Below are 16,464 nucleotides of genomic sequence, written 5' to 3'. Positions count from 1 at the left end.
CACCGAGTCGCCGGCGGACGAGGAGTGACGATCGGCCGTCGGTAACGAAAATCTCGATTCCAGTCATCCAACAGCATAAGTCCCGATGGCACCGATAGACCGGTGATGGTCTCCCGTTTGGGATTCGATACCGGCCACACCGCCCCATCCGTCGAACGAGCCACCCGCGTGCCGCGGTGGTGGCATGCCTGACCGCTCCGTCGTCGCCGTCCTCGCGCTGATCGTCGCCCTGACGGCGAGTGCCGTCACGCTCGGCGCCGGTGTCGCGACGGCGGACAGTCAGGTCGCGGTCCAGTCCGTCACCGTCTCCCCGTCCGATCCTCGCGTCGGCGAGGACGTGACGATCAACGCGACGATTCGAAACTTCGAGAGCAGCACCGACGCGGCCCGGATCAACCAGGTGTCGCTCCGCGCCGGGAGCCGGCGGGTCGCCTCGGCGTCTGATCTGGGGAAGATCGGTTCCGGCGGATCGATCGACGTCCCGCTGACGACCACGTTCGGATCGCCGGGACGGAAGGATCTCACCCTCCACGTCTACGCCCAGGGCACCGACGGTAGCGTGTTCTCGATAAAGTACCCGGTGTCGGTGTCGGTCGACGAACGCGACAGCGACGTACAGTTGTCACTGGAGACGCCGTCCGACCCCTCCACCGAGGGTCGCGTGAACGTCACCGTGGCCAACGGCGCCCCGAACGACATCTCCAACCTCCAGTTGACGCTCTCGGGGCCGAACGCCACCGTCGAGGATCCGCGACGCGTGAACGCCTCGCTGCCGGCCGGCCGCGAACGGATCGTCGGGTACGACGTCAGCTTCGCCGGCGCCGGCGCCACCCCACTGACCGCGACGCTCGTCTACCGCGACGGCGGCGGCGACCGGCAGACCGTCTCCACCTCCCGGACGTTCGACGTCGATCCGGCCCGGGTCGACGCCGAACTGGACGCGGAGGTGGTCCGAGAGAACGACACGGCACGGATCGACGCGTCGCTCACCAACTTCGGCAACGTGCCGCTGGAGGATGTCAGACTGCGTGCCGAGGCCGGCGGCGAGACGGTCGCCCGGAAACTCGTGGCCGACGTGGTCGCCGAGTCGACCCGCGAGATCACCGTCGGCGAGTCGAGCCTCCCGGCCGGCCCCGTGACCCTGCGAGCCGTCTACGAGGCCGCCGGCGAGCGCCACGAGACGACGACGACCGTCGACTTCGCGCCGACGACCGACGGCAACATCACGCTGACCGGCATCGAGGTGATCCCGACCGGCGGATCGATCAGGCTCGCCGGGAGCGCCTCGAACACGGGCGAGACGGCCGTGACTGGCGCCGTCGTGGGCGTCGTCGACACCGAGCGCGTGACGCCCGTCTCGCCGACGAAAAACTACTTCGTCGGCAACGTCCCCGCGGGCGAGTTCACCTCGTTCGAACTGACGGCGCGACTGGCGGGCAACCGAACCGACACCGTCCCGATCCGCATCAGCTACATCGCCGACGGCGAGCAGTACACCCGGGTGACCGAGGTGGCGATCGGCGACACCGGCGCCGCTGCCGGGCCACCGGAGGGCGCCCCCGACCGTGACGGGCCGCCCGGCGGTGGCGGCGTCCTCGGCCTCGGCCGGATCGACGTGGTCGGCATCCTGCTTCGCCTGGCGGCCGTCGTCGCCGTGGGCGGCGGACTGATCTACTGGTGGCAACGCCGCGGCGACGACGAGGCATGACCGAACACCCCCGCGGCGGCGCGACCGGGCCGGTCGCCACACTCGACGACGTCACCAAGGAGTACCGGAGCGGCGGCGAAACCATCGCCGCCCTCTCACACGTCGATTTCGCCGTCGATCCCGGCGAGATGGTCGCTGTCATCGGCCCCAGCGGCTCCGGAAAGAGCACGCTGCTCAACATCCTCGGCCTCCTCGACGTTCCCACCGCCGGGACGGTCCGTCTCGACGACGACGACGTGACCGACTACGACGACGAGGCACGCACGATGGCCCGACGGCGAACCATCGGCTTCGTCTTCCAGTCCTTCCATCTCGTCCCCATGCTGACGGCCACCGAGAACGTCCTCGTACCGACGATGTTCGTCGAGGGTGATCGGACCCCACGGGCGCGTGACCTCCTCGGCCGGATGGGGCTCGGCGACCGACTCGACCACCGACCCGATCAGCTCTCTGGCGGGCAGCGCCAGCGCGTCGCCATCGCGCGGGCGCTGGTGAACGAACCCCGGCTCCTGCTTGCGGACGAACCGACTGGCAACCTGGACCGGGACACCGGGCGCAACATCCTGGAGGAGTTCGAGCGCATCAGCACTGAAGAGGAGGTGGGTGTGGTGGCGGTCACCCACGACGAACTGGTGACGGAGTTCACCGACCGGACGGTCGAACTCGTCGACGGGGTGATTCAGTGACGCTCGATTCGCTCGAGTTTCCGGCGCTCCGGATGGCGTGGCTCAACCTCTGGCGGAACAAGCTCCGAACCGGGCTGGCGACCCTCGGAATCGTCATCGGGGTCGTCGCCATCGCCGCCATCGGCATCACGGGCACGGCGCTGCAGTACGGTGCTACGCAGGAACTGGGCGGGCTCTCGAACACGGTGACGGTGTTTCCCGGCGAGGAGAACGCCGAGAACGTCATCACCGACGCGCAGGTCGACTCGATAGAGCGGGTGGCGACCGGCGCGGTGGTCGCTCCCCAGCGAACCGAGACGCTGGAGGTGGCCTCCCGCTCCGAGCGCCGGCAGGTGAGCGTCGAGGCGGTCTCCCGCCCCGCCGCGCTCTACGACGCCGCCGAGGGGACCATCCCGTCGCCGATGCGGAGCGGTGCCCTGCTCAACGCCGAACTCGCGGACGAACTCGGCGTGGAACTCGGGCAGACCGTCTCGATCGGTGGTCGCTCGTACCGGATCATCGCCATCCTCGACGAACCCGGCGGCTTCGGCCAGGGCGTCTCCGTGGTCGTCCCACTCGACGACATCGACCGGGATGGCTACGACCAAGTGACCGTCGTCGCGGAGGACGGGGAAGACGCCCAGCGACTCGCGGCGGAGATCCCAGCGGAGGTAAACCAGCGCGAGGAGGTCGTCGACACGTTCACTCCCGCGGACATCCAGGAGAGCGTCAGCGGCTTTTTCGCCACCCTCAACGCCGCGTTGCTGGGCGTCGGTTCCATCTCGCTGGTCGTCGCCGGCGTCAGCATCCTGAACGTGATGCTGATGAGCGTCGTGGAGCGCCGGGCCGAGATCGGGGTGTTCCGGGCGGTCGGCATCCGTCGCCGGGAGGTGATGCGGATGATCGTCGCCGAGGCCGCGCTGGTCGGCGTCGTCGGCGGGGCCGTCGGCGTCGTCCTGTCGGTGCTCGTCGGCTACACCGTCAACGGACAGCTCAACGGGCAGCCGATGCTCGTCTTCCAGCCGCGCAACCTCGAATTCCTCGCGCTCGGGTTCGGCTTCGCGGTCGTCGCGAGCACGCTCAGCGGCGTCTACCCCGCCTGGAAGGCGTCGACGGCCAACCCTGTCGAGGTGCTGCGGGGGTAAGCCGAGCCGCGCCGGCGGTCGTCCGCCGGCCGCCGCGACCCGTAGTTTCAATTGGGCGCCGGACGGTGGCTCGGGTATGACGACCGTTCCGACCCGGACGCTGCCGAGTGGCGACGAACTCCCACGGCTCGGCTTCGGTACGTGGAACCTCGACGACGAGACGATCGATCGGGCGATCCGGACGGCCATCGACGCCGGCTACGCCCACGTCGACACCGCCGAGGGGTACGGTAACGAGGCCGCCGTCGGCGCCGCCCTCGCGGAGTACGACCGCGACGACGTGTTTCTCACCTCGAAGGTCCTCCCCAAGCATCTCCACTACGGGTCGGTAATCGAGTCCTGTGAGGCGTCGCTCGACCGACTGGGCGTCGACTACCTCGATCTCTACCTGATCCACTGGCCGAACCCGGCCGTGTCACTCCGGGAGTCGCTGGACGCGATGGCGACGCTGCACGACCGCGGGCTGGTCCGGAACGTCGGCGTCTCGAATTTCAGCGCCTACCAGCTCGGCTGCGCACAGCGCGTCGCCGACGTGCCGATCGCGGTCAACCAGATCGAGTTCCACCCCTGGTTCCAGCGGCCGGATCTCGTCGAGTACTGCCGCGAGACGGGCGTGGCCGTCGAGGCGGCTGCCCCGCTGGCCAGGACCGAAATCTTCGAGGACGAGGTCGTCCGGGAACTCGCCGAGACGTACGACCGGTCGCCGGCGACGGTCGTGTTGCGGTGGGCGATCCAGCGCGGCATCACCGTCCTGCCGAAGTCGTCCACGCCCGCGCACATCCGCGCGAACGCCGATATCTCCGACTGGGAGCTCGACGAGGCCGATGTGGAGCGACTCGACGACCGGGATCGGAACGCGCCGATCTACGACACCCCGACCCGGGACTGGACCGACGACGTATACGGCATTCCGGAGTGACGGCGCAGCGGCCCGGACGGGGCGACGGCGGCTACGTCAGCAGGTCCTCGTCGCACTCGCCACAGACCCGCATGTCGCTGACGGAGCGCGTCGCCGGGTTCTCGCCACAGAGGTCGCACTGCTCGACCGTGGCCTCGGCCGATGGGGCGTGGACGCCGTCGACCACAGTGTCGCCCTCCGGGATCTCCCGTTCGCCCTCCGCCGTCTCGTGGGGGAGCGAGGGGCCACGGAACCGCGTCACGTAGATCAACAGACCGAGCAGCGCCAGCGACCCGACGAGGAAGCCGAGTTCGAAGGCCATCGGGCGGCCTACGTGCTCGATACTCGTTAGCTTTTTCCACGGTCACGGCCGCGACAGCCCCCACTCGATCCGATCCCACAGGCGTTCGTACGCGTAGTACACGCCCGTCTTGGCGAGGTTGGCGACGAGGCCGACACTCACGGCGTCGCCTATGTCCCCGACGACGAGCAAGGTGACGGCGACGGTGACACCTACCATCAGGACGCGATAGCAGAGCGTCTTCACGAGTGCCCGACGCCGGGCCTGGCGTGGCTATCCAATCGTGCCGTTCGGTGCCATGGCTCACGATACGGCCGGTTGGCGGGTAAATATAACTACAACCAATAACTCGTCTCCCCTATGTGACTTGAAATGGTTATATCTTGGTCGGAACAGCGGGCCGTCCTACTCGAGGTCGGGGCGCGAGAGCTCGGTATACGTCGCGGTGAGGAACTCGAGTAGGACCGGCGTGCCCGCTTCGGTCTTCTGGACGGCGCGTTCGATGGCGTCTGAGACGTTCTCGGGGTCCTCGATGCGTTCGCCGTAGCCGCCCATCGACTCGGCGAAGTCGGCGTAGTGCCCCGAGAACGGCGTGTCGTAGCTCGCCATCTCGAAGTTGTTCAGCACGACGGCGATGATCGGGATATCCTCTCGGACGGCCGTCTCGAAGTCCATGCCGACCATGCCGATGGCGCCGTCCCCCATGACGTGGACGCAGGTCTTCTCGGGGTGGATGAGCTTCGCGCCCATCATCAGGCCCAGCCCGTATCCCAGCTGCGTGGTCTTCCCCCAGCCGAGATAGGAGAGAGGTTCGGTCACCTCGAAGAAGGGCGCCATGAAGTCACGGGTGTTGCCGGCGTCGGCGGTGGCGACGACTTCCTCCTTGTCGAGTGTCCGATCGAGTTCGTGGACGACGCGGTAGGGGTTGATCGGCGTCTCGTCGGACGTCAGGACGTCCGCCCAGTCGTCGCGCCACGCCGCCTCGACCTCCGAGATTTCGGCAGTCACGTCGTCGTACCGGCCAAAGCCCGTGTCGGCGACGCGGTCCTCGATTCCGTCGACGATGGCTTCGAGGACGAGTTTCGCGTCGCCGATGACTGCGAGATCGGATTTGTAGTCCTTGTCCACGTCGCCGGGATCGTTCGTCGAGTGGATGAGAGTGTTGTCCTCGGTCGGCGGCGTGATGCCGTAGGCGGTCTCGGTGAAGCTACAGCCGATACCGAAGAGTACGTCGGCCTCGTTGACGAAGTGGTTGAGTTGGCGGGGCTCGCTTTTCGACCCCGCGCCGAGCGCGAGCGGATGGTCCTCGGGGAAGGCGCTCTTGCCGTTGAGCGTGGTCGCGACCGGCGCCTCCAGCAGGTCGGCCAGTTCCAGCAGCGGTTCCCACGCCTTCGCGTAGTGGACGCCCTGTCCGGCGTTGATGACGGGTAGCTCGGCGTCGAGGAGCGCGTCGACCGCCGCCTCGACGGCGCGTGGATCGGGCGCCGTCCGCGTCGACGACGTGGGCTCGTAGTCGATTTCGCCGACCGCCTCCGAGAAGACGTCCTTCGGTATCTCGACCAGCCCGGGGCGCTGGCGACCGTTGCGCGCCGCCTGGAACGCTCGTCGGATCGTCTCCTCGGTCGCCGCCGGATCGGTCAACTGCTCGGTCGTCTTCGTGACCGCCTGGTAGTTGATCAGCGAACTGAACTTCGGGTCCGTGTTCGTCTTCGCACGGGAGTAGCCGGCCGGCAGCGCGACGATGGGTGCCGACTCCGCGTACGCCTGGGCGATGCCGCCGACGGAGTTCTCCGTTCCGGGGCCGTGCTGGCAGGCGAACGCTTCGACCTGATCGCCCGACGTGATGCGGGCGATGCCGTCAAGAATGTGAGCGCCGGTCCGCTCCTGCCGAACGACGATCGACCGGATGCCGGCATCCTCGGCCGCGTCGTCGTCGAAGAGAGGATTGCTCGGGAATCCGACCAGGTGTTCGACACCTTCTTCGGCCAGGATCCCCGCGACGGCATCCGTTACGATCATATCGTTGAACAGTACCACCGTCTGGGATTGTAAAAGTACGGACAGATGGGTGCTTGCCTTCGGTATCTGTCGAAAAGTAGGACGGACGGCTAACAGTACGTCGACATCTGTCGAAACGTTGATAAGCTAGAGTGCAGATTTCCGACACGTGTCCGAAAGACCGCAGTTCGAACGACTCTGTGTTCACGAGTCGGTTTCGACCAAGATTCCCGCCGAAGGGTTCGTCGGGGCGTTCGACGACCTCGACGTGACGGTCGAGATCGTCGGGGACGGTGAGGCGTTCGACCGCACGGACGCCGTCGCGTCCTTTCGACCGCGCGATGCGTTCCTCGACGCCGGGTGGGTCCACTGCATCCGTGCCGGCTACGACGAGTTCGACACGGACGCCTACGAGGCAGCGGGCGTTCCCCTCACCAACAGCACCGGCATCCACGGTACCACGGTCGGCGAGATGGCCGTCGGCTACATGGTGTCGCTCGCGCGCATGCTCCACGTCTACCGCGACCACCAGAACGAGAACCACTGGTTCGAACCCGAGTACGAACGGCCGTTCACCGTCGAGAACGAACGGCTCTGTGTCGTCGGCCTGGGCACCCTCGGGCAGGGGATCGCCGCCCGTGCCGACGCCCTCGGCATGGAGGTGGTCGGGGTCCGCCGCGCCGACGAGTCCGTCCCCGGCGTCTCCGAACTCTACCAGCCCGACGATCTCCACGAGGCCATCGCGGACGCCCGCTTCGTCGCCATCGCCGTCCCCCACACCCCCGAAACGGAGGATCTGTTCTCCACGCCCGAGTTCGACGGAATGCGCGACGACGCCTACCTGATCAACGTCGCCCGCGGTCCCATCGTCGACGAGGACGCCCTGATCGGCGCCCTCGATTCCGGAACCATCGCGGGCGCCGGCCTCGACGTCTTCGAGACCGAGCCCCTGCCCGAGGACAACCCGCTCTGGGACTTCGAGGAGGTCGTCATCTCCCCGCATCGTGGCTCCGCGACCAACCGCTATCACCTCGACATCGCCGACCTCGTAATGGAGATCTTCGGCCAGTATCAGGCGGGCGAACCGCTCCGAAACCGGGTCGCCTGACAGCCACGTTCGGAGTGGGATGCCCGAACCACGCCCCAGGTTCCGTCGTCAGGGCGGTCGGTCCCGGGACGAGTGGAAACCTCCAAGATGCGGCCGGCGTAACGGCGCTCGATGGCTGGTCCTCGTCTCGACGCGCTCGCCCGTGCCCTCGACCGCGCCGGGATCATCGATCCCCGGCGCTTTCGCGAGACGTTCGATCTGTCCTGGCCCCGGGTCGTCACCGGGTTCGCCATCATGTCCAAGAGCACGGTCGATCTGGCCATGGTCGGCTGGGACGTCGGCACCGCGGCCGTCGCCGGCCTCGCGTTCGCCAACGCCTACTGGCAGGTGGGGAAGTTCCTGGGCATCGGCCTCGCGGGCGGGACGGTCTCCCTCGTCTCCCAGGCCTACGGCGCCGGGGACTCGGCCCGAGCGAGCGCCGCCGTGGGCGTCTCCCTTGCAGTCGCCGCCGTCGTCGCGGCGCCGATCGTCGCCACCTACGCCGCCTTCGCGCCCGAACTCGTCGCCGTCTTGGGATCGGAGCCGGCACCTCTCCGTCACGCCGCCACCTACCTCGCGCTCGTCGCCCCCGCGCTTCTCTTCGAGTTTCCGAACCTGATCGCCAGCCGAACCTACGCTGGCGTCGGCGATACGCTGACGCCCATGGCGATCCGCGCGGGCGGAGCGCTGGCGAACGTCGTCCTTTCGGCGGTCCTGATCTTCGGCTACGGGCGCGGCGTCGCCGGCGCCGCCGCCGGCACCTCGATCGCGACCGGCGCCGTGACTGGCGTCTTCGCGTGGGGGCTCTCCGGGCGGACCTACTTCGGCCGTGGCGCCTGTCCCGTCGCCGTCACGCGGGCGACGCTCCGGTTCGACGGGGGTGTCCCCCTCACCCGCCGCCTCCTCGTCGTCTCCGCGCCGCTGATGGCTCGCCGGACCGCGGAGACCCTCGTCGCCTTCCCGCTCGTGGCCATCGCCGCCACGTTCGGTCCGGCCGTCGTGGCCGCCTACGAGGTGGCGCGACGGGTCCGGACCCTCCTCGGTAGTTTCTCGTGGGGCTTTTCGATCGCCGCGAGCACGCTCGTCGGCCAGCGACTCGGCGCCGGCGACGCGGCCGACGCGGAGGCCTACGCCCGAGCCATCGTTCGGCTCTCGGCGACCGTGTACGTCCTCGTATCGACGGTCGTTCTCGGGCTGTCGGGGCGGATCGCCGTGCTGTTCGTCGACGACGCGGCCGTCGTCGCCGTCGCCGGTCCCTTCGTCGCCGCCGCCGCCATCAGCGCCGTCTTCCTCGGCGTCGACGGCGCCGCGACCGGGACGCTCCGAGGCGCGGGCGACACCCGCTATCCGTTCTTCACCTCGCTGGCCGGGCGCTACGGCTGTGCGCTCCCGCTCGCGGCGCTCGGCCTCGTCACGCCCCTCGGCACGAGCGCGTTGCTGGGGGCGATGGTTGTCGAGACGGCCGTGCCGGCCGCGCTGAACGTCTCCCGCGTTCGGTCGAACCGCTGGAAGGCATTCGGGCGGGCACACGTGACGGCCGGCGCGGGCGACTAACACTGCCCGGCGAACGCGCCGACCCGCTCCGACCGGGGCGGACGGTGCGGGCGAGCGACCGGGCCCCGTTTCCGGTCCGTGGAGTTTTGCCGTTCCGGTCGTAGTGGACGTATGACCGACATCGGCATCGTGGGCGCGGGCGCGGCCGCCGCCGCGGCGACGTACGTCGTCGACGGCGCGGTCCCCGACGCCTCGATCACCGTACTGGAGAAGTCGGGGGGACTCTGCGGTCGGGCTGCGACCCGCCGCCGCGACGACGTGACCTACGACTACGGCGCCAACTACCTCAAGGACGACGACGAGCGGGTGGTCGACCTCGTCTCGACGTTCGACGACGGCCTCGTCGAGGTAGACGGAGAGGTCTACGCCTTCGACCGCTCGGGCGCGGTCCACGAGGGGCGGGACGCCGACGAGCGGAAGTGGACCTACCGGACCGGGTTGACCCGGCTGGCGAAACACCTCTTCGGCGCCACCGACGCGACCGTCCACCGGCGGACGCGGGTCGAGAGCGTGACGAAGGAGGGGGACGCGTGGACCCTGACCGACGACGACGGCGAGCAGTGGGGTTCTTTCGACACGCTCGTCCTCAATCCGCCGGCACCCCAGACGGCGGCGCTCCTAGAGACCGCGGACTGGGAGAGCGAAGCCCGGACCGACCTGCTCGCGGCCACACGGGACGTGGACTATCGGACCGTCTGGACCGCCGTCCTCGGCTACGAGTTCGGACTCGACCGGCCGTACTACGCCGTCGTGAACACCGACAAGGAGCACGAAGTCGGGTGGATCTCCCGCGAGGAGTGCAAGCCCGGCCACGTCCCCGAGGGGCAGTCGGTGCTCGTCGTGCAGGCGAACCACGAGTGGTCGGTCGAGCGATACGACGCCGACCCGGCCGAAAACGTCGCCGACCTAGCCGCCCACGCGGCCACGCTGCTTGCCGACGACCGCCTGGCCGACCCCGCCTGGACCGACCACCAGGGCTGGCGGTACGCCCTCCCCGAGTCGGGGCTCCGTCGCGGGGCGCGGACCGCCGCCGAGGAGGAAGGATGCTACGTCCTCGGTGACTGGGTCGACGGCGAAGCCCGCCTGCACGCCGCCGTCCGGAACGGGTTGGATACCGGCGAACGCCTGGCGTACGCGCTCTAAGGACCACTCCCCGTCGCCTGCCCCGACTCGATCCGCCGGAAGGCGGGAAGCGTCGCCGCCGCGAGTCCGATTTCGAGGCCGCCGATCAGCAGGAATGCAGCCCGATAGCCGTAGGCGTCCGCGACGAGGCCGCCGCCGACGATGCCGACGAGAAAGCCCAGACTCCCGGCGATGTTGAACCCCGCCATGGCGACGCCGCGGTCGCCGGGAGCCGCGAGATCCGTCACCAGAGCCAGCGTCGCCGGTACCATGAGTGCACCGAGGACGCCGACCAACACCATCCCTCCCTGTGCGGCCCGGAGGCTCGACACCGCACCGACGAGGATCACCGCCCCGCCGTACAGCGCCGACCCCGCGACGATGGGACGGGTCCGGCCGATCCGGTCCGATACGACGCCGAAGGGGTACTGCAACAGCGCGAAGGGGGCGAAAAACAGCGCGAGCGTCACCCCCGTGGCTGCCGGACTCAGGTCGAAGACGGTGCGGAAGTAGAGGGTCCCGACGAGGGAGAAAAAGCCAGCGGTGAGGCGATCCGCGAAGCCGAAGACGTAGGGGAGGGCGAGTCGCGGCGTCCGGCGGAGCCCCGCGAACGGCGACGCCCGTTCCCCGGCGGCGGGCGCTCGGTCCACCACGAACGGTACACCGAGGGCGACCAGGAGGAACACTCCGGCGGCCGCGTACAGCGGGACGAACGGGCCCAGTCCGTAGAGAACGCCACCGAGGGGCGCACCCGTGGCCGTCCCGAGGCCGATGGCGATGCCAGTCGCCCCCATGTTGCGGCCGTGTGACCCCTCCAGATCCATGAGCATCGTCATCGCGAGGGAGAAGGCGCCGACGGTCGCCGCACCCTGGAACGCCCGGAGCGCAAGCACGGCGGGAAAGGAGAGGGCGAGGGCGCCGGGCAGGACCGCGAGAAGCAGGTAGCCGAGGGAGCCGAGCAGCGCGCCCGCGACGACGAAAGGGACCCGGCGGCCGGCGGCGTCGCTCGCCAGTCCCCAGGGGACCGCGAAGACGACGAACGCCGCGAACTCCGCGGCCAGAAACCACATGCTCGCGTCGAGATGCGTCGCGGCGCCGAGCGCCTCGACGAGCGTGTCGATCCCGGGATAGAGGAGTACCTGCGCCAGCAGGGTGGCGTACACGACGCCGGCGAGCGCGACGCGACTGCGGGTTCGGGACACGACTCTCCGTCGACGGAACGCGGTGAGCCATCCTCTACTGCCTTTCGGGTCGAGGGCGCGAGTCACGACGAATTCTAGACGGAGTTCGGGCGGATCTTGCAAAATCGCTTACCCGTCCGCCCGCCTTCTGGACGGTATGGATGGAACCGCACGGTTCGACCGGCAGCGAATCGCCCGGGCCCCGGTGACGACGCGATGATCCCGACCGCCTGGCGTCGGCGTCTCCTCGCCGCGGCCACCGCGTTCGCCGGCGGCATCGCGGCCGTCGCCGGCTCCTACGCCGTCGTCGGCGACGCCCCTACCTTCGTCGCGGCGCCGGTCTCGAACCTGACCGTCACGCTCGCGCCCGCCGCTCTCGTCACCTTCGCCATCACCGTCCTCGGCGACTTGGGGAGCGACCTGGCCTACGGCGGCGGCCTCGCCGCCGCGGCGGCCCTCCTCGGTTTCGTGGTCGCGGTCGGCCGGATCGCCGCCGCAAGGGCCGGGCGTCCGCTACTCGCACCCGTCGCCGTCGCCCTCGGCGTCGGCGTCGTGGCCGCCGCGCTCTCCGGCGCGTTCGATTCGACCGTCGGCGCGGTCGTCGGTGCGGCGCTCGTCTCGACCGTCGCCGCCCTCGGTGCCGGCGACGAGTCCACCGGGGACCCCACCGACGGCCCGCGGCGAGCGCTCCTCTCGGCCGCCGCCGCCATCGCCGTCGCCGCACTCGGCGTCGGCGGACGGCGGGCGTTCGCGCCCAGCGACCCCGTCGAGAGGGCGCCGGTCGAGGACGACGTGGCGGCCCTCCTCGCCGAGGCCGAGGAGAAGTCGCTGGACGTCGAGGGACTGGAACCGCTCATCAGCGACGACTTCTACCGCGTCGACGTCGCGAACGTCGACCCCGATCCGGCCCGCGAGGACTGGTCGGTGCGGATCCACGGCGCCGTCGGCGAGGAGACGACGGTCACCTTCGCGGACGTCGAGGCGATGGACCACGAACACCGGTTCGTCTCGCTTCGCTGTGTCGGCGAGTCGCTCAACGGCCGAAAACTCGACAACGCGCTCTGGACGGGCGTACCGATCGCCGATCTGATCGACGACGCCGACCCGGAGGGCGACTACGTGATGCTCCGAGCCGCCGACGGCTTCTACGAGGAGTTCCCGGTCGACGCGCTCGAAACCGGATTCCTCGCCGTGGGCATGAACGGACAGCCGCTGCCCCGCGCCCACGGCGCGCCGGCGCGGGCGCTGATCCCCGGTCACTGGGGCGAAATCAACGTCAAGTGGCTCACCGAAATCGAGATCCTGGACGAACCGGCGACGGGCTACTGGGAGGAGCGGGGGTGGCACGGCACCGGCCCGGTGAACACGGTGGCGAAGCTGTGGGCGACGAACCGCCTCAACGACGGCCGGATCGAGGTGGCGGGCGCGGCCTACGCCGGCACCCGCGGGATCAAGTCCGTCGAGGTGTCGGTCGACGGCGGCGACACCTGGGCGGCGGCCGACCTCTCCGATCCTCTGCCCGGCGAGGACGTGTGGCGCCAGTGGGTCTACCGCTACGATCCACCCGGGCAACACGAGGTGGTCGTCCGCGCCGTCGACGGCACCGGGACGCTCCAGCCCGAAGACGAGAAGCGGGCCTTCCCCAGTGGACCGAGCGGGTGGGTGTCACGATCCGTCGCCCCCGACTCGCTGTGACGCGGGCGAACTGTTTTCCTCACGCCACCGAATTCACACACGGCCGCCGATGGAGAAGGCACTCTGGTATCTGCTCGCCGGGACGCGCGGCGGGAAGAACCGCGCGCGGATCATCCGTCTCCTCGACGAGCGGCCGCGCAACGCCAACCAGCTACACGAGGAACTCGGCCTGGACTACAACTCCGTCCGCCACCACCTCGACATGCTCGAAGACCACGACGTGATCGAGAGCGGCGACCAGGAGTACGGCCGGCTCTACTTCCTCACCGACCGATTCGACCGACACCGCGACCGGTTCGAGGCGATCACGGAACACGTCTAACATGGCACCCATGACCCCCACTCTGACGATCGCGAGCGCCCTCTCGGGGCTGAGCATCGCGCTACTGGCCGCCTTGCTGACCGTCTGGTGGCGCAACTACCGCCAGTTCGGAACGCCGCTCACGCTCGGCCTCGTCGCCTTCGCCCTCGTCCTCGCGGTCGAGAACGTCGTCGCCATCGGCTTCTTTTTCAGCTCCGGGATGCTCTATGCCGCCGATTCGACCGCGCAACTGGCCGTCCTCGCCATGCGCGCCCTGCAGTTCGTCGCGCTCGCCTTCCTGACCTACGTGACCTTGCGGTGAGGCTAAGTGGCCCGCCTCGCATCTCTCCGTATGGTCCGTGATGCCCTCCTCACGACCGACACGAGGATCGTCCTCCTGTTCGTGTGCCTCGGCCTCACCTCGTGGTACCTCGTCCGACAGGTGACGACGAGTAGCGCCGCGAAACTCGCGGCGCTACTTGGCGTTGGCGTCCTCGTTCCGACGCTGATCAACGAGTGGCGCCGGCGGTCGGCAGGCTAGCCCGTATCGAGGGTTTCGTACGCGTCGACGTCCTCACCGGCCCCGAGTGCGACGGGTTCGAGACGCGGCACCCGCTTGACCGTCCGCGCGCCGACGACCCGCGGGGCGACGAACCGCGGCCACCCATCCCCGCCGGCCCGCGCCGGGCCGTCCAGTCGCGATTCCGCGAGGACGCCGCCGACCGCGTCCGCGAGGGCCACGCAGGCGACGTGGTCGGCGGGCCCGTGGATCCGGAGGTGTGTCGCCGCGGAGTCGCTCTGCAGACGGTCGAGGATCCACTCGACCGGGACGCCCCGCCACTCGCCGGTCCATCGCTCCCCGCTCGCACACCGGAAGGAGGCGCTCACCGTCCCGCGGGGTGCGCCGGTCGGATCGACGACGCCGACGCCGTCGACGGCGACCGACCAGTCGGCACCCACCGCCGGCTCACTTCCCGCCATCGGCGGCCACCTCCCCCGGAATCTCGAACGACCACCACTCCGGACCGAGGCACTGGGCTAAGCCCCGGTGTCGGCCGTAGTCGCGTGGCATACGGAAACGGTGACACTGCGGGGTAAAAACTCGGACGCCGGTTGTCAGCCGCTGGGACGGCGCGCGAACGACTTCGTGGAGGACGTTACACGTAGGTCGAGACGGGAGAGAGTCGCCGAGGAAGAGCAATCACAGCGTCGGCTCGACCGTCAGATCGCTCGCGATCCAGCCGTCGGTGTTCCCGGATTCGATGAAGACGGTTCGGCCGGGACAGCTCTCACAGACGGAGACGGTCGGCCGTTCGTGGAGTTCCGGCTCCCCCTCGTCGTCGGCTCCCGACTGCGTGCCAGTGGGCATTGCCAGTCTTTAGGGGTACCTAAAATAAAAAGGGTGCGGTTCCGTGCGCCGGCCCGCGACCGCGACACATTTGTGATCGGGTGAAGATGGACGCGACATGTACCGTGACGTCCTCGGCTGGGTCGGCACCCTCCTCGCGGTTACGATCTTCGCACCGATCTTCCTGTATCTCGTCACCGGCGCGGCGGTCGGATTCCTGGTCTCCTGTGCCGGGGGACCGGCGGGCACGATGGTCGTCGGCGCCTCCGGTGCGGAGAGTCTCGAACTCTCGTGTTCGGCGGTCCGCACGCTCGTGAAAACCGCCGTCGCGGTCGGTGGCGGTGCCGCGGCGACGATGAGCGTCGCCATCGTCGCCGTCGGTGACCTCCTCAGAGGCACCTACCGGTGATCGGCGGGACGCTTTTGAATCAGGATACCGTCACGTACGCGCGGGGTGATGGCAAATGACCCTCGTCCCGCACGTGCCAGCCGACGAACCGAGACGTGACCGCACACCACCGGACCTCGACGAAATCGTCGAGCGAATCGTCTACGGAGCGTCGAAACCGGCGCGTGGCTGACGGCGCGATCGCCGGCGGCATCGCCACGCCCCGTGCGTCGTGACAACCCACCCCGGTGTCGTCCCGTCGCTACGCCGGCGACGACACCGGATGCACTTCCCAGCAGTCCGGGCACTCCGCGTACGTCTCTCGACCGTTCTCGGGATCGACGATCCGCCAGCGTGGGATCTCCGTCCCGCAGTTCGGGCAGCGTGACATAAGGGGGGGGAGCGTGTGACGACGTCCCCACGGGCGGCTCCCGACGCCGACAACTTAGGTAATCGGTCCTTACCGGGCTTCGGGGTGGGTTTGAACCCCGCTGTAGGGGGCGGGCGGGAGCAGACGTGCCGTCACGGCAGGAACGACCGTTTCGTACGGGTTACTGTAAGTCAGTACCGGTGGTTCGCCGGATCGTCTCGGCGAACTACGGGTGAACAGTTACAATAATCCGTATCAGAGCAGGACGCCGCCGATGAGGAGCAACGCGACACCGGCGACGGCAGCCGCCGTGAGAAACGGCGTCGCCGCGCGTGCCGGCTCTCGGATCTTCCGTTCGTCGAGGCCATCGACGAGTCGTCCCGACCCCACCTCGATCAGACCGGTCATGGCGAGCCACAGCAGCACCATCGCGACGACGAGGTACCCGCGGGTCGATCCGAGCAGGCTCTGGGCGGTGTATCGCGTCCCCGCGAGATGGCCACCAGTCAGGAAAAGCACCAGCGACGAGACGCGCGACCCCGTTCGGAATCGCCCGATCAACGACCGGAGCGGCGTCGCGTCGAGGTTCCCGTCGCGGGCCGCGGGCAGAAGCCCCCACGCGACGAAGAGTACGCTTCCAGCCCACAGTCCGGCAAACGACAGGTGGATCGCGTTTATCGCCGTGTCGATGGTCGCCATGCCC

19 protein-coding genes are annotated in these 16,464 nt (G+C 69.1%); 12 read left to right on the top strand and 7 right to left on the bottom strand.

Annotated elements, in window-relative coordinates:
• Positions 1 to 184: 184 nt before the first annotated feature.
• From NBT82_RS17085 to NBT82_RS17070, 4 genes are all read left to right on the top strand, one after another.
• The gene (locus tag NBT82_RS17085; RefSeq protein WP_251329301.1) at positions 185 to 1,708 is read left to right on the top strand and encodes a COG1361 family protein; all 1,524 of its coding nucleotides are present in this window, start codon (positions 185 to 187) and stop codon (positions 1,706 to 1,708) included.
• Entirely contained in the window at positions 1,705 to 2,394 is a 690-nt protein-coding gene (locus NBT82_RS17080) for an ABC transporter ATP-binding protein (protein ID WP_251329300.1), read from the top strand. The genes NBT82_RS17085 and NBT82_RS17080 overlap by 4 nt, the downstream gene beginning before the upstream one ends.
• Entirely contained in the window at positions 2,391 to 3,518 is a 1,128-nt protein-coding gene (locus tag NBT82_RS17075) for an ABC transporter permease (RefSeq protein WP_251329299.1), read from the top strand. Before NBT82_RS17080 ends, NBT82_RS17075 begins: the two co-directional genes overlap by 4 nt.
• 76 nt (positions 3,519 to 3,594) lie before the next feature.
• On the top strand, positions 3,595 to 4,437 hold the full coding sequence (locus NBT82_RS17070) for an aldo/keto reductase (RefSeq protein ID WP_251329298.1): 843 nt from the start codon (positions 3,595 to 3,597) through the stop codon (positions 4,435 to 4,437).
• Positions 4,438 to 4,468: 31 nt separating this feature from the next.
• On the opposite strand, the gene NBT82_RS17065 is transcribed toward NBT82_RS17070, so the two are convergent.
• From NBT82_RS17065 to NBT82_RS17055, 3 genes are all read right to left on the bottom strand, one after another.
• On the bottom strand, positions 4,469 to 4,738 hold the full coding sequence (locus NBT82_RS17065; RefSeq protein ID WP_251329297.1) for a hypothetical protein: 270 nt from the start codon (positions 4,736 to 4,738) through the stop codon (positions 4,469 to 4,471).
• Between the two features lie 42 nt (positions 4,739 to 4,780).
• Positions 4,781 to 4,963, bottom strand: coding sequence for a DUF2061 domain-containing protein (locus NBT82_RS17060; protein ID WP_251329296.1), 183 nt, complete (start codon positions 4,961 to 4,963; stop codon positions 4,781 to 4,783).
• 159 nt (positions 4,964 to 5,122) lie between these two features.
• Positions 5,123 to 6,736, bottom strand: coding sequence for a thiamine pyrophosphate-requiring protein (locus NBT82_RS17055; protein ID WP_251329295.1), 1,614 nt, complete (start codon positions 6,734 to 6,736; stop codon positions 5,123 to 5,125).
• 148 nt (positions 6,737 to 6,884) lie between these two features.
• On the opposite strand from NBT82_RS17055, the gene ddh reads away from it, so the two are divergent.
• From ddh to NBT82_RS17040, 3 genes are all read left to right on the top strand, one after another.
• Entirely contained in the window at positions 6,885 to 7,823 is a 939-nt protein-coding gene (gene ddh / locus NBT82_RS17050) for a D-2-hydroxyacid dehydrogenase (protein ID WP_251329294.1), read from the top strand.
• 111 nt (positions 7,824 to 7,934) lie between these two features.
• Entirely contained in the window at positions 7,935 to 9,356 is a 1,422-nt protein-coding gene (locus tag NBT82_RS17045) for an MATE family efflux transporter (protein ID WP_251329293.1), read from the top strand.
• Positions 9,357 to 9,467: 111 nt separating this feature from the next.
• Positions 9,468 to 10,499: an NAD(P)/FAD-dependent oxidoreductase gene (locus NBT82_RS17040; RefSeq protein ID WP_251329292.1), complete on the top strand. Its 1,032-nt coding sequence runs from the start codon at positions 9,468 to 9,470 to the stop codon at positions 10,497 to 10,499.
• On the opposite strand, the gene NBT82_RS17035 is transcribed toward NBT82_RS17040, so the two are convergent.
• Complete coding sequence (locus NBT82_RS17035) at positions 10,496 to 11,680, bottom strand: MFS transporter (RefSeq protein ID WP_251329291.1); 1,185 nt, start codon at positions 11,678 to 11,680, stop codon at positions 10,496 to 10,498. The genes NBT82_RS17040 and NBT82_RS17035 overlap by 4 nt on opposite strands.
• A 195-nt stretch (positions 11,681 to 11,875) precedes the next feature.
• Between NBT82_RS17035 and NBT82_RS17030 the strand changes: the two genes are divergently transcribed.
• Genes NBT82_RS17030 through NBT82_RS17015 form a run of 4 tightly spaced genes read left to right on the top strand, consistent with a single transcriptional unit; the run spans position 11,876 to position 14,196 of the window.
• Entirely contained in the window at positions 11,876 to 13,354 is a 1,479-nt protein-coding gene (locus NBT82_RS17030; protein WP_251329290.1) for a molybdopterin-dependent oxidoreductase, read from the top strand.
• Between the two features lie 49 nt (positions 13,355 to 13,403).
• A complete protein-coding gene (locus tag NBT82_RS17025; protein ID WP_251329289.1) occupies positions 13,404 to 13,676 on the top strand; it encodes an ArsR/SmtB family transcription factor in 273 nt (90 codons plus the stop codon).
• A 1-nt stretch (position 13,677) separates the two neighbouring features.
• Positions 13,678 to 13,977, top strand: coding sequence for a DUF8036 family membrane protein (locus tag NBT82_RS17020; RefSeq protein ID WP_251329288.1), 300 nt, complete (start codon positions 13,678 to 13,680; stop codon positions 13,975 to 13,977).
• A 30-nt stretch (positions 13,978 to 14,007) separates the two neighbouring features.
• Entirely contained in the window at positions 14,008 to 14,196 is a 189-nt protein-coding gene (locus tag NBT82_RS17015) for a DUF7987 family protein (protein WP_251329287.1), read from the top strand.
• Here NBT82_RS17015 and NBT82_RS17010 read toward each other — a convergent pair.
• Positions 14,193 to 14,636: a molybdopterin-dependent oxidoreductase gene (locus tag NBT82_RS17010; protein WP_251329286.1), complete on the bottom strand. Its 444-nt coding sequence runs from the start codon at positions 14,634 to 14,636 to the stop codon at positions 14,193 to 14,195. The genes NBT82_RS17015 and NBT82_RS17010 overlap by 4 nt on opposite strands.
• 220 nt (positions 14,637 to 14,856) lie before the next feature.
• Complete coding sequence (locus NBT82_RS17005; protein ID WP_251329285.1) at positions 14,857 to 15,024, bottom strand: hypothetical protein; 168 nt, start codon at positions 15,022 to 15,024, stop codon at positions 14,857 to 14,859.
• 97 nt (positions 15,025 to 15,121) lie between these two features.
• Here NBT82_RS17005 and NBT82_RS17000 point away from each other — a divergent pair, with 97 nt between their 5' ends.
• Entirely contained in the window at positions 15,122 to 15,412 is a 291-nt protein-coding gene (locus NBT82_RS17000; RefSeq protein WP_251329284.1) for a hypothetical protein, read from the top strand.
• 604 nt (positions 15,413 to 16,016) lie between these two features.
• On the opposite strand, the gene NBT82_RS16995 is transcribed toward NBT82_RS17000, so the two are convergent.
• On the bottom strand, positions 16,017 to 16,460 hold the full coding sequence (locus NBT82_RS16995) for a CopD family protein (RefSeq protein ID WP_251329283.1): 444 nt from the start codon (positions 16,458 to 16,460) through the stop codon (positions 16,017 to 16,019).
• Between the last annotated feature and the right edge of the window lie 4 nt (positions 16,461 to 16,464).

The sequence above is a fragment of the Haloplanus sp. HW8-1 genome (genome assembly GCF_023703795.1).
GTDB lineage: Archaea > Halobacteriota > Halobacteria > Halobacteriales > Haloferacaceae > Haloplanus > Haloplanus pelagicus.
This window is presented reverse-complemented; position numbering and strand designations above follow the sequence as displayed.